This is a genomic window from Myxococcus eversor (assembly GCF_010894455.1).
GTDB classification, from domain to species: Bacteria; Myxococcota; Myxococcia; order Myxococcales; family Myxococcaceae; genus Myxococcus; species Myxococcus eversor.
The window spans coordinates 152,521-165,629 of record NZ_JAAIXY010000015.1 but is presented as its reverse complement, the minus strand read 5'-3'; the positions used below and the strand labels follow the sequence as shown (position 1 = coordinate 165,629).

Below are 13,109 nucleotides of genomic sequence, written 5' to 3'. Positions count from 1 at the left end.
ATGGGTCAGCTCCGGTTGCTGATGCAGGTGGCCTTCCGCAACCTGTTCACCAGCAAGATCAACATCCTCATCGGCGGCATCATCTTCTTCGGCACCCTGCTGGTGGTGGTGGGTGGCGCGCTGCTCGACAGCATGGACAGCGCGATGAGCCGCAGCATCATCGGCAGCGTCGCCGGCCACCTCCAGGTCTACTCGGACGACTCCAAGGAAGAGCTGAGCCTGTACGGCGGCATGGGCGGCGAGCCGGACCTGGCGGTGCTCGACGACTTCAGCCGCATCAAGCCCTTCCTGGAGAAGCACCCCAACGTGAAGACGGTGGTGCCCATGGGCACCAGCGGCGCGCTCATCTCCTCCGGCAACACGGTGGACCTGACGCTCGCGCGGCTGAGAGACCTCTACAAGAAGCGCGCGGAGGAGGGCGAGTCCCCTGCCCTTCGCGCGAACATCGACAGCGTCAAGTCGCACGTGCGGCAGATGGTGTCGCTCATGGAGGAGCAGCGCAACAAGAGCCGGGAGCTGCTCAGCTCCGCCGCCGTGGACCCACAGGAGGCGGAGGCCCTGGCGCGCGCCCGCACCGACGCGTTCTGGGACACCTTCGAGAACGACCCGTTCGCCGCCCTGGAGTTCCTGGAGAACCGCATCGCCCCGCAGCTCCCGGACGGAGACCTGTTGGACATGCGCTACGTGGGCACGGACCTGGATTCCTTCCAGCGCACCTTCGACCGCATGGAGATCGTCGACGGCCAGCCGGTGCCCCAGGGCAAGCGCGGCATGCTGCTGTCCAAGTTCTATTACGAGAACTTCCTCAAGCTGAAGACGGCGCTGCGGCTGGACAACATCAAGCAGGAGAAGGACCTCAACCAGAAGCGCATCGACGCCGACCCGCAGCTGCAGCGCTGGGTGAAGGAGAACCAGACGCAGACGCGGGAGATCCTCTTCCAGCTGGACCCCATCAAGACGCGGCAGGCGGTGGAGCGGCTGCAGAAGGTGCTCGGCAACCAGGAGCCCTCCCTGGAGAAGCTCCTCTCGGAGTTCCTCACCACCACCGACGACAACTTCGACACGCGCTACCAGCAGTTCTACGCGGAGCTGGCGCCCCTGCTGGACCTGTACCGCATGCGCATGGGGGACAACCTCACCATCACCGCCTTCACGCGCACCGGCTACGTTCAGAGCGTCAACGTGAAGATCTACGGCACCTATCAGTTCAAGGGGCTGGAGAAGTCCGCCATGGCCGGCGTCATCAACCTGATGGACCTGATGTCCTTCCGGGAGCTGTACGGCTACCTCAGTCCGGACCGGAAGGCGGAGATCGCCGAGCTGCAGAAGAACAGCGGCCTGAAGGCGGTGGACCGCGCCAACGCCGAGGATGCGCTCTTCGGCGAGGAGAGCGGCAACTCGCTGGTGGCGGAGGCCACGCCGGGGCTCATCGAGGACGCGAAGGCGTTCGAGGGTGCCCTGGGCGCGTTGCGCCGGGACGACCTGGCCGCGCGCGTCTACTCCCAGCAGGAGATTGAACAGGGCGTGGCGCTCAGCGCGGCCATCATCCTCAAGGACCCCGAGCAGCTCCAGCAGACGATGGAGGAGCTGAAGCAGTCCGCGACGGCCGCGGGGCTGAAGCTGCGCGTGGTGTCGTGGCAGCAGGCCGCGGGCCTCATCGGCCAGTTCGTGCTGATGGCGAAGCTGGTGCTCTACTTCGCCGTCTTCATCATCTTCATCGTCGCGCTGGTCATCATCAACAACGCGATGATGATGGCCACCCTCCAGCGCGTGCGAGAGGTGGGGACGATGCGGGCCATCGGCGCGCAGCGCTCCTTCATCCTGAGCATGGTGCTGGTGGAGACGGTGCTGCTCGGCTTCGTCTTCGGCGCGGGCGGCGCGTTGCTCGGCAGCGGCATCATGAGCGCGCTGGGCAGCGCCGGCATCCCCGCCGGCAACGAGGCGCTTTACTTCTTCTTCTCCGGTCCCCGCCTCTATCCCTCGCTGAGCGCCGGCAACCTCATCGCGGCCTTCGTGATTGTCCTCCTGGTGTCCGCCATTTCCACCCTCTATCCCGCGTTCCTCGCGACGCGGGTGTCGCCCCTCCAGGCGATGCAGACGGACGAGTAAGGCCATGTTCCAACTCTTCCTCATCGCATTCCGAAACCTCGGCACCCACCGGCGGCGCACGCTGCTCCTGGGCGGCGCCATCGCCGGCGTCACCGCGCTGCTCGTCATCCTCATGGGCCTGTCCACGGGCATGAAGGAGACGATGCTGCGCTCCGCCACCACGCTCGCCACCGGCCACGTCAACGTGGGTGGCTTCTACAAGGTCACCGCCGGCCAGGCCGCGCCCGTGGTGACGGCCTTCCCGAAGATTCTCGAGCTGGTCCGCAAGGAGGTGCCGGAGCTGGACTACGCCGTCCAGCGCGGGCGCGGCTGGGCCAAGATCGTCAGCGAGTCCAGCTCGCTCCAAGTGGGCGTGGGCGGCATCGACGTGAAGGACGAGCCGGGCTTCCGCCAGGTCCTGCAGATCCACGAGGGCACCCTGGACGGGCTCGACGAGCAGAACACCGTGCTCCTGTTCGAGAAGCAGGCCAAGAAGCTCCAGGTGAAGGTGGGCGACACCATCACCATCTCCGCCCCCACCATGCGCGGCACCAACAACACGGTGGACGTCCGCGTGGCGGCCATCGCCACCGACGTGGGCCTGATGAGCGACTTCAACATCTTCGTCCCGTCCAACACGCTGCGCTCGCTGTACCAGCTGCGCGACGACACCACGGGCGCGCTCTACCTGTACCTCAAGGACGTGAGCCAGGTGCCTCAGGTCCAGGCGCGGCTGCGCACGGTGCTGGCGGACGCGGGCCACCAGCTGATGGACAATGACCCTCGCGCCTTCTGGATGAAGTTCGAGGTCGTCAACCGCGAGGCGTGGACGGGGCAGAAGCTGGACATCACCAACTGGGAGGATGAGCTGTCGTTCATCACCTGGACGCTCACCGCGCTCAACGGGCTGACGGGCATCCTCATCTTCGTGCTGCTGGTCATCATCGGCGTGGGCATCATGAACACGCTGTGGATCGCCATCCGGGAGCGCACCCGGGAGATTGGCACGCTGCGCGCCATCGGCATGCAGCGCACCCGGGTGGTGGTGATGTTCCTGTTCGAGGCGATGACGCTCGGGGCGCTGGGCACCCTGGCGGGCGCGCTCGTCGGACTGGCCGTCTGCCTGGGCGTGGACTCCGCCCACGTGGGCGTCCCGGAAGCCGTGGCGATGTTCATCATGTCGGACCGGCTGCACCTGGTGGTGAACGCGGGCTCCGTCGTCGGCGCCATGGTGTTCATCACCGCCTGCACCACGCTCATCTCGCTGATTCCCTCCTTCCTCGCCGCGCGCCTCAAGCCGGTGACGGCGATGCACCACATCGGATGAAATCCATGAGCCTCAAGAACCTGTTTTCCGCCGCGGCGCTGTCCGTGGCCATGTTGTCCGCGCCCGTGGCGCTGGCCCTGGAGCCGGCCGCCATGACGCAGATGCTGGCGACCATCGATGACCGCCAGCGCAACGGGGGCGACTACAAAGCGCTCATCTATCTGGAGCAGAAGGAGAAGGACAAGACGGACAACGTGCGCGAGGCGTTCATCTACCGGCGCGACGCGGACGACAAGCTGATGATCCTCTTCAGCAAGCCCAAGACGGAGGCCGGCAAGGGCTACCTCCGGATGGACAAGAACCTCTGGAACTACGACCCCAACGTGGGCAAGTGGGAGCGGCGCACCGAGCGCGAGCGCATCGCCGGCACCGACAGCCGGCGCGCCGACTTCGACGAGTCCCGACTGGCCGAGGAGTTCGACCCGACCTACGAGGGCGAGGCGAAGCTGGGCAAGTACTCCGCCCACAAGCTGCTCTTGAAGGTGAAGCCCAACGTGGACGTGGCCTACCCCGTGGTCAAGCTGTGGGTGGACAAGGACTCGAACAACATCCTCAAGCGCGAGGACTACGCCCTCTCCGGCCGGCTGATGCGCACCGCGCTCTACCCGCGCTGGAAGAAGGTCTTCAGCGAGTCCAAGAACGCCGACGTCTGGTACCCCGAGGAGATCCGCTTCTACGACGAGGTGGAGAAGGCCAACTCCACCATCGTCCTCATCAAGTCCGTGGACCTGCGCGCGCTGGAGGCCAACCTCTTCACCAAGGCCTGGCTCGAGAGCAAGAGTCGATGAGCCCGCGCACCCTCACCCTGGCCACGGCCCTGTCCGTGGCCCTCGCCGGCACCACCGCGCTCGCGCAGGCCGCGCAGCGGGACGAGAATGCCCTCTTCGGGGGCGAGGACGACAAGCCCGCGGCTCAGGCGGACACGCCCGGGGAGCCTCCTACGACGGAGCGCCCCAGTGACGACGAGGTGTTCGGCGAGGAACCCGCGCCGTCCGCGGCGGCCGACGCGAGCAACACGGGCGACGCGACCGAGCGGCAGCCTCCGTTGACGCCGGCGCCGCCCGAGCCGGGAGACCGGGACTCGCAGGCGCTGTCGGGGCCGGGGACGCGCAGCGCCTTCGACTCCGAGGAGGCGGTGGATGACCCGCTGAAGATTGGCGGGCAGTTCTATCTGCGCGGCTTCGCGGCGGCGACGGAGGGGACGTCGTTCGGTGACACGTCGTTCTCCGCGCCCACGCTGGTGGACGGGTACTTCGACGCGCGACCGATGGACCGGCTGCGCGGCTTCGTGGTGGGGCGGTTGAGCTACGACCCCACCGTGGCCACGCAGACGGGCGCCACCCCGAACAACGCGCCGTCCAATCCGCGCGTGCTGCTGGACCAGGCCTGGCTCCGGTTCGACATCGAGCGGACGGTGTTCCTCACCGTCGGCAAGCAGCATGTGAAGTGGGGCACGGGGCAGATCTGGAACCCCACCGACTTCCTGTCACCGCAGCGGCGCAATCCGCTGGCCTTCGTGGACCTGCGCACCGGCGTGTCCATGTTGAAGGTCCATGTCCCCTGGGAAGCGACGGGCTGGAACTTCTATGGCATCGCGGTGATGGATGACCTGGGCACCGACGCGGGCGCGCTGCTCGACAACACGGGCGGAGTGCCTCGCTCCGGAGCGTCCGACCCGGTCAACCGCCTCAGCCGCATCGGTGGTGCGCTGCGCGCCGAGGTCGTCCTGGGGCCCGCGGAGCTTGGCGCGAGCGCCGTGGCACAGCGGGGCCGCAAGCCGCGCTTCGGGCTCGACTTCTCTTCTGCGCTGGGGCCCGTCGATATCTACGGAGAGCTGGGCATCAAGAAGGGCACCGAGCGCCCGCTGTACCGCATTCCCGAGGGCACGACGTTCGAGGAGATCCTCCAGGACACGTCGCTGGTGGAGGCCTATGTCCCCACGGGCCTCACGCCCCAGGTGACGAGCGGCGCCAACTACAGCTTCGCGTATGGCGACAGCGACATCGCCGTGCTGGGCATCGAGTACTTCTACAACTCGACGGGCTACACCAGCTCCTTCGGCTATCCGTACCTGATTGCGCAGGAAGCCTTCCAGCCGCTGTATCTGGGGCGCCACTACGGCGCCGCGTACCTGTTCCTGGACCGGCCCGGCTCACTCGAGCGCACGTCGTTCAACTTCTTCACGCTCAGCAACCTCTCGGACAAGTCGTACATCAGTCGCATCAACGTCACCCACCGCGCCCTCAGCTACCTGACGGTCGAGGGGTACGGCGCGGTGCACTACGGCCACAAGGGTGGTGAGTTCCGGCTCGGCTTCTCGGTGCCGGACACCGTCATCAACGGGCAGCCTGTTCAGGGCTTCAAGCTGGCGGCGCCCACGTTCGAGCTGGGTGCGGGCCTGCGCATCAGCATCTGAAGCGGACGTCGCTCGCTGGGTGATTCAGGGACCGCGCCTCCTATTCCCGGGGGGCGCGGTCCTTCTCGTTTCGGGGCAGGTCGCCGCCCTGACGGGCCGTCGAGGGGCGCTCGGGCCGACGAGGTGCCGGAGAATTCATGCAGTGAACATCCTGCCGGCATGAACCTGTGGATCGCCATCGCCGCCGGATTGAGCCTCGCGCAGGGCCAGAGCGAGCCGCCCTACCCTTCTCCCACGGACCCCTCCGTCAGAGACCCGGCAGCCTCGGCGCTGCGAGACGCGAACGAGCAGGCCGCCGAGGAAGCGGATGGCGCATGGCTGCCCCCGAACTACGTCATCCAACCTCCGATGGCGGATGGGACGCTTCCGTATGGCGGCTATGGCTACGGCTACAACATCACTCCGGTCCTCCCGGATGGTGAGGCGCCGTCGACGTCCGGGCAGGTGGCCGTCGATGAGACGTATCAACGCTACGAGCCCATCCCCGCGCAGGTGCAGGAAGGCACCGGTGGCAGCGGGACGGAGGACTCCGACGGGACGACGGGCGATGACGGAACGAGCACGGGCGTCGGTGGTTCTGGGAGCGTGACGACGGGACAGACGTCGACGGGTTCGGACAACTCGGGCGATGCGCGAGTCTCACAGCCCGGAGGCTCGAACACCGAGGCCGTGGCTCCGTCTCCGGCCTCGCAGCCTGGCGGAATCGACGGGCCGGATGCGGTGGGCACCACGTCGCGGGACTCGACGGGTGTTTCTGGCACGGGGGACATGACTCAGTCGGGCACCGGTGGCTCGGGAACGAGCACCGCGACACAGCCGGAGAGTCAGGACTCGACTGGTGGCTCTGACTCGACGGGGACCACGGCTCCCACGGATTCGTCGGGGATGGGCACGACTGCGCAGCCCGACATTCAGGGTTCGACTGGTGGCTCCGGAACGACGACCCCTACCCAGGGGACGGGGTCGGGCTTGTCGACACAGCCCAGCACCCAGGATGCGACGGGTGGCTCGGGCACGATGGGGACCGAGACGACGGCGCCCTCGGATGTGACGGGCACGAGCACGCCCACCCAAGACACGACGGGCGGAGCAGGCACCAGCACCACGACGACGCCTGATGATCCGAACGTGACGGGCGGAGCGGGCACCAGCACCACGACGACACCTGACAATCAGGATGCGACGGGCGGGTCGGGCACCAGCACCGCCCCGACTCCCGACAATCCGAATGGGATTGGTGGCTCGGTCATCTCCCCGACTCCCGACAATCCGAACGGGATTGGTGGCTCGGTCATCTCCCCGACTCCCGACAATTCGAACGCGATTGGCGGCTCGGGCTCAGGCACCACTGCGCAGCCCGGGAGTCAGGACTCCGCCGGTGGCTTCGGGCCCACCGAAAGCGAGCAGACCAATGGTCAGGGCGGCTCTGGCTCGTCGACGACCACTCCCGTTCAGCCTCAGCAGCAGTCCTCCGTGAGCGGGCAGCAGACCGGTAACGCTCAAGCCCAGGACGCCAAGCCCACCGCCACGGACGAGGAGGTGGCGCAACTCAAGGCCCGCCTCCAGCAAGTCGAAGAGGAGCTCAAGGCCCGCGACACCCAGATTGAACAGAGCGCCCAGGCCACCCAGCAGCAGGTCGACACGTTCGGCGAGCGCGCCGTCGACACCGAGCGCTCCCGCCAGCAACGCCTCTCCGCACTCCAGAGCGCGGGCGAATGGATGCTCGCTGCGGACGCGGCGCTCCAACAGGGTGAAGACGACGTGGGCAACGCACTCGACATCGCCGACAGCGCCTTCGCCGACCTTCGCGACAGCGCCGCCGAGTTCGGCCAGGGCACCGTCATCGTCCACGCCGAACGCGCTCGCGCCCTGCTCAACCTCGCACGCGACGCAGCGGGACGAAGCGACACCTACTCCGCGCGCCTCGCGCTCCAGGATGCGGGTGTCGAGCTCAGCCTCGCTCGCGGCGCCAGCCTCGGCAGGTCCGGCACGGGCAACTCCCTGCTCTCTCCATGACGCGATGCGGGAGGGGCGCCTCACCCAGCAGGCGCCCCCCTTCCTTCAACCGACGACGGCGTGACAGCCCTTCACGGAGCCGGAGTCTCGCGGAAGATGAGCAACCCGCGTGACGACTCGGTCGCGTACACGTACCCATCTCCGGGGACGCTCACGCTGTTGAGCCCATCGAAGAACGAGACACCACGGCCCGTGTCCGTCTCGCGCCAGGTGTTGTAGTACGCCACCTGCCGGGGAACGCTCGGGTTGCTCACGTCCAGCACGCGCAGGCCATCCTGGTAGTGCGCCACGTAGAGCTTCGTTCCCGACAGCGTCATCGCGCGGATGGAAACCTCCGGACGGATCCTGAACTCTCCCACCTGGAGCACGTTCGCCGGAGAGGCCACGTCCAGCACACTCAGGTGCGCGCCCCAGTCCTCGCCACCCGTGAAGGCCAGGATGCGGTCCCCCACCGTGCCCACCGCCGCCGTGCGCGCGGGACCGCCCGCGAAACGTCCCAGCAGCTTCGGAGTCGACGGCGTGGTGATGTCCGACACCGACAAGCCGAAGGTCCAGTTGCTCACGTACAGCCGGTTGCCCACCGCCGCCACGTCCATCGGCACTTCGCCGCTGAGCGGCTCCGCGCCCTCGACGAAATAGCGGTCCACCAGCTTCGGCTGCGCGGCCGTCGTCACGTCGAAGATGAGCACCTCGCCGTTGGGCGAAGGCGACGCGGCGAACAAGAGATTTCCCTCCAACGCCAACGACGACACATCCACCGCGGGGTCCGCCAACGCGCGCAGGAACACAGGCGCCGCCGGATTCTCCAGGCTGTAGAGGGAGAGGCCGCTGCCCTGCGTCGCCACGAAGAGCGTGGTGTCCTTCACCAACACGTCGTTGTAGACGTCGGTGCTGCGCTTGGCCGCGCCCACCTGCTGCGCCTCCGCCGGGTTGCGCACGTCGTAGACGAAGAGGCCCTCGACACCCGCGGGCACGTAGGCATAGCCCCCGGACACCACCAGGTCCTTCGGGAGGCCGCGCGGCAGCGTCAGCGCCTTCACCAGCTCCAGGCCCGAGGACTCGGCCTCGCCGGTGTTGCGCTCGATGCGCGCGCCCGAGAAGGTGCCCTGCAGGTCCAGCTCTCCGTCCACACACCGACGGAACGTGCCGCCCAGCTTCGTCGGCGCGGTCGCGGAGCACCCGGTGAACGAGTAGCGCACCGTGCGGCCAAACGTGTCCACCACGTCGGCGGCCATGTAGAAGGTGTCTTCCGTGAGCTGCTGCTCCGTCACCGGAAGGCCCAGAATCTGCGCGCCGGAACCGCCCGACAACTTGAGCGCACCCGCGGAGCCCGTCCCGTCGTTCAGTTCGACATTGACGTTCCACACCCCGCTGGCCTGCACTGAAGCGAGGGTTGAACGCTGACAGGACGACAGGTTGATGGCGGCAAGATGACACTCCGCCTTGTTCTTGGAGTTGTCGTCCTTGCCGCAACCCAGGGCGAGGACCAGCGTGCTGCTCAGTAAGAAGAAGCGTCTCATGGCCCGTATGCATACCGGGCGTTGGAACCCAACGAAAGCCCCTCCCTCTTTCTCCCCAAGGGAGCGGCGACGTCCACCGCCTGGCAAGTAAACGGAAAGAAATTATCGAGGCGCTTGTATAGGCTCGTTCTTGAGAGCGAGCCTCCTAGGAAGCACCTGTCTCGCCAGTACCCCACCCCTGAGGTGACCTTCGTGAACCCCCGTCTCCTCGCTGCCGCCGCGCTGACCCTGCTCCTCCCGGGGCTGGCGTTGGCCCAGGTCTTCGTCGTGCCTCGTCGCCCGGGCAAGACGCCGGTGAACAGCTTCGAGTTCGAGTGGCGGCACGTCGACATCCTCGTGGGCCCCGCCGCCACCGGAGTCGCCAAGCCTCCGGAGAGGACGGCGCATGAGCAGCCGCCCGGTGCCCAGGGCGGCGCCAACCCGGACGCGCCCACCACCCATCCGGATACCGGCGACACCAAGTCTGTCCCCGCGGGTCCCCCCAGCGGCTCCGAGCCGTCCACCAGCCCTCCGCCCCTGCTCGCGGAGCAGCAGGACGGGGGCACCCCTCCGGGCGCCCTCGCGGGCAACGATGACGGAGGCTCGCCCCCGTCAGGCGCGACGGCGGCGGTCGGCGATGACGGCGGCACGCCCCTGAGCAGCTTCCTGGGCGATGGCGGGACAGGCAGCGGCCCCGCGCTGGGCAGCGGCCCGGCCCTGGGCGGCAGTCCCGATGGTGGGTTCAGCTACACCTATGCGAAGACGCTCGGCGCCAAGGCCGGCGGCGTGCGCTTCTACTTCTACGAGCGGGAGCGCGTGGTCGCCGAGCGCGCCGCGCCGCTCATCGAAGAGGCGTACCGGTACCTGGTGGACACCTTCCAGTACGTCCCCACGGAGACCTTCCCGTACATCCTCTACAGCAGCTACCAGGAGTTCCTGCAGACGAACCTCTTCCCGCTGTCCGAGGGCACCCTGGGCGTCACCAGCACGGAGGACCTGAAGCTCACCCTGCCGTACCTGGGTGACCACCGCCTCTTCGAGGAGATCTCCACCCACGAGCTGGCGCACCAGTTCACCATCCAGAAGGTCCGCACCGTGGCCGAGCAGGCCAAGGTGTTCGGCGACCCCCTCCAGGCGATTCCCCTGTGGTTCATCGAAGGTATCGCCGAGTTCTACGCCAAGCGGGGCATGGACCCCGAGGCGGAGATGCTCGTCCGCGACCTGCTCGTCAACCCGGACCTCTACAAGGGCTACGCCTTCCTCGACTTCTTCTCCCCCGGGCCCTACGGCTACCTGTGGATCTACAAGGTCGGCCAGGTGCGCGTGGCCTTCCTGGAGGAGGAGTACGGCAAGGGCTTCATCCAGCGCGTGCTGGAGGACGCGCCCCGGCTGGTGGGCGGCTCCAAGGACTCACCGTCCATCAAGTTCGAGGAGCTGCTGGAGCGTCTGACGGGAGATGATCCGAAGCGTGTGTCCGCGCGGTTCGAGAACTGGCTGAAGCGCCGGGCGTACAAGACGTACCTCGGCTCGGAGCAGTCCGCGCCCGCGTTGGACCTGCTCGACAAGGCGCCCGGCTACATCACCGCCATGGCCAGCTCGCCGGACGGCACAGTCCTGGCGATGCGCACCATCGTCCCCGAGACGGGTGAGAGCCGGCTGTATCTGATGGACCCGCGCGCGCCTGACAAGTCGGAGAAGGTCGCCGGTGACGGCGTGCCCGGCGTGGAGTCGCTGCACCCCATCTCCGGCCGCAGCTTCGCGCTGTCCAAGGACAAGCTGGCCTTCATCGCCGAAATCACCGGCCGCGACGTCATCTACGTGCAGGACTACAAACACACCGTGGAGAAGCGCGCCAACGACGTGCTGGTGCGGCGCAACCCCATCCGCACCGGCATCGACCGGGAGGTGGGCACGACAGTGCAGTTGGACGTGGGCGACCGCAAGGCGTACCGCATCGACAAGCACGGCATCCTGGCGGCGTACTCGCCGGCCCTCTCGCCGGATGGGCGCTACGTGGCCTTCATCGGCATCAAGGACGAGGGCCTGCGCGACATCTACGTCATCGACCTGAACGCGAACCCGGACGCCAAGCCCCTGCAGCTCACCGACGACGTGTTCTCCGAGCGCCAGGTGACGTGGGGCCCCGCGGGCATCGTCTTCACGTCGGACGCCACGTCGCACCGCAAGTTCAACCTCTTCCGCGTGAAGCTGGACGCGCCCCGCCAGGTGGAGCGGCTGACGAGCGAGGAGAGGGACCACGCGGACCCGCTGGCCCTGGCCGACGGCCGCGTGTTCTTCACCGCCTTCAACAACAGCAGCTCGGATTTGCACGAGCTGATGGCGGACGGCCGCATCGTCCGCCGCACGGACCTGACCACCGGCGTCTTCGAGCCGGGTGCGGGCCCCGAGGGTGGCCTGTGGATGCTCTTCCACGTGTCGGGTGAGCGGAAGCCCGCGGTGCTCAGGCCGCCGCGCATGCTCGCGTTGGACGTGCCGGCGGAGCCTCCGCCCGAGCCGCCCAACCCGCTGGCGGTGCGCCCCCTCACGGATGCGCAGGCGTACGAGCCCTTCGCGCGAAAGAACCTGGAGTTCGGCCCCATCTTCGGCTTCGCGGGCGCGGGCGGCGGCGGCTTCGTCGGTCAGCTCTTCGCGGCGGCGAGTGACCGGATGAGGGACCACCAGTTCATCCTCACCCTGGCGGTGTACGGCAGCTTCGATTTGACGGACGGCTACATGCTGTACATCAACGACGCGGGCCGGACGACGTGGGGCGGCGGTCTGTTCCAGTCGCTGCGCTTCCGCGTGGACCAGACGTTCGAGAACTCGCCTGTCTTCTTCACGTCGGCGGAGCGGTTCTTCGGCGCGCTCGGCAGCCTGCGCTATCCGCTCAGTACGTTCTTCTTCGTCCAGGGCGATTTGAGCATGGGCGGAACCAAGTACTTCCTCGACGACCAGACCGAGTTCCGCCTGTTCTTCCCGGACCGCAACGAGGCCAACCGGGAGCTGCTGTCGGAGTGGAACGCGAAGAACGGCGCCATCCGCTTCCAGACCGAGGTCAGCGGCCAGGTGGGCTACGACAGCCTCAAGTACCACTACGCCACCGGCCCGCTGTCGGGCAGCTCCGCGCTGCTGGAGATGACGCTGGGCGTGCAACCGTTCGACAGCGAGGCCTACGGCAACCTGCGCCTGGATGCCGAGCGCTACTTCCCCATCTACGGCCGCACCAACATCTTCCTGCGCGGCGGCGCGGGCACGACGCTCGGCGGACGCTACGCGCGCTCCTACTTCCTGTCGTCGTTCGACACCCTGCGCGGGGTGAATTTCGGCGACGAGCGGTGGCTGCTCGGCCGCAACTTCGTCTACTCCACGCTGGAGCTGCAGCTGCCCCTCAACGACATCATCCGCGTGGCCTTCTTGAGTGACTTGGAGGCCATCGCGGCGATGGACGTGGGTGGCGTGGGCAACGGCGGCGACGACTTGTGGAACCACCGGGTGCTCAACGCCGTCGTCGGTGTGAACCTGGCGCTGGGGCCCCTGCTGCTGCGGCTGCACTTCGCCAAGCCGTTCGACATCGGCGCCAAGGCAGGCAAGCCGGACTCCGGCTGGGTGACGAACTTCTCGCTGGGCATCGCCGGCCTCAACGGCTTCTTCGACCAGGCGGACACCGGCGCGACGAACGGCGCCGTCCAGCCGTCCTCTCCGGCGCTGATGCCGGCGCAGGGCGGTGGCTACACCTCGCCCCGGCACTGAGGCGACGAGCCGC

At 67.7% G+C, this 13,109-nt stretch carries 7 protein-coding genes; 6 read left to right on the top strand and 1 reads right to left on the bottom strand.

The genetic code is table 11. The features are described 5' to 3' along the window. The 5 genes from G4D83_RS28210 to G4D83_RS28190 all read left to right on the top strand — a co-directional run bounded on the left by G4D83_RS28210 (position 1) and on the right by G4D83_RS28190 (position 7,847). A complete protein-coding gene (locus G4D83_RS28210; protein ID WP_163867948.1) occupies positions 1 to 2,109 on the top strand; it encodes an ABC transporter permease in 2,109 nt (702 codons plus the stop codon). Positions 2,110 to 2,113: 4 nt separating this feature from the next. After that, positions 2,114 to 3,415, top strand: coding sequence for an ABC transporter permease (locus tag G4D83_RS28205; RefSeq protein WP_163867947.1), 1,302 nt, complete (start codon positions 2,114 to 2,116; stop codon positions 3,413 to 3,415). Positions 3,416 to 3,420: 5 nt separating this feature from the next. After that, positions 3,421 to 4,203: an outer membrane lipoprotein-sorting protein gene (locus G4D83_RS28200; protein ID WP_163867946.1), complete on the top strand. Its 783-nt coding sequence runs from the start codon at positions 3,421 to 3,423 to the stop codon at positions 4,201 to 4,203. Next, positions 4,200 to 5,831 (top strand): hypothetical protein, encoded by a 1,632-nt coding sequence (locus tag G4D83_RS28195; RefSeq protein WP_205522729.1) that lies wholly within the window; start codon positions 4,200 to 4,202, stop codon positions 5,829 to 5,831. The genes G4D83_RS28200 and G4D83_RS28195 overlap by 4 nt, the downstream gene beginning before the upstream one ends. Before the next feature lie 159 nt (positions 5,832 to 5,990). Continuing rightward, on the top strand, positions 5,991 to 7,847 hold the full coding sequence (locus G4D83_RS28190) for a hypothetical protein (protein WP_163867945.1): 1,857 nt from the start codon (positions 5,991 to 5,993) through the stop codon (positions 7,845 to 7,847). 71 nt (positions 7,848 to 7,918) lie between these two features. On the opposite strand, the gene G4D83_RS28185 is transcribed toward G4D83_RS28190, so the two are convergent. After that, positions 7,919 to 9,367: an LVIVD repeat-containing protein gene (locus G4D83_RS28185; RefSeq protein WP_163867944.1), complete on the bottom strand. Its 1,449-nt coding sequence runs from the start codon at positions 9,365 to 9,367 to the stop codon at positions 7,919 to 7,921. A 192-nt stretch (positions 9,368 to 9,559) separates the two neighbouring features. Here G4D83_RS28185 and G4D83_RS28180 point away from each other — a divergent pair, with 192 nt between their 5' ends. Then, positions 9,560 to 13,096, top strand: coding sequence for a PD40 domain-containing protein (locus G4D83_RS28180; protein WP_205522728.1), 3,537 nt, complete (start codon positions 9,560 to 9,562; stop codon positions 13,094 to 13,096). The last annotated feature ends 13 nt before the right edge of the window (positions 13,097 to 13,109 follow it).

What these genes read in the sequence shown, in the direction of transcription:
- G4D83_RS28200 (WP_163867946.1), top strand. Translation starts at nt 3,421, where the DNA reads ATGAGCCTCAAGAACCTGTTTTCCGCCGCGGCGCTGTCCGTGGCCATG.
- G4D83_RS28195 (WP_205522729.1), top strand. Translation starts at nt 4,200, where the DNA reads ATGAGCCCGCGCACCCTCACCCTGGCCACGGCCCTGTCCGTGGCCCTC.
- G4D83_RS28190 (WP_163867945.1), top strand. Translation starts at nt 5,991, where the DNA reads ATGAACCTGTGGATCGCCATCGCCGCCGGATTGAGCCTCGCGCAGGGC.
- G4D83_RS28205 (WP_163867947.1), top strand. Translation starts at nt 2,114, where the DNA reads ATGTTCCAACTCTTCCTCATCGCATTCCGAAACCTCGGCACCCACCGG.
- G4D83_RS28210 (WP_163867948.1), top strand. Translation starts at nt 1, where the DNA reads ATGGGTCAGCTCCGGTTGCTGATGCAGGTGGCCTTCCGCAACCTGTTC.
- G4D83_RS28185 (WP_163867944.1), bottom strand. Translation starts at nt 9,367, where the DNA reads ATGAGACGCTTCTTCTTACTGAGCAGCACGCTGGTCCTCGCCCTGGGT.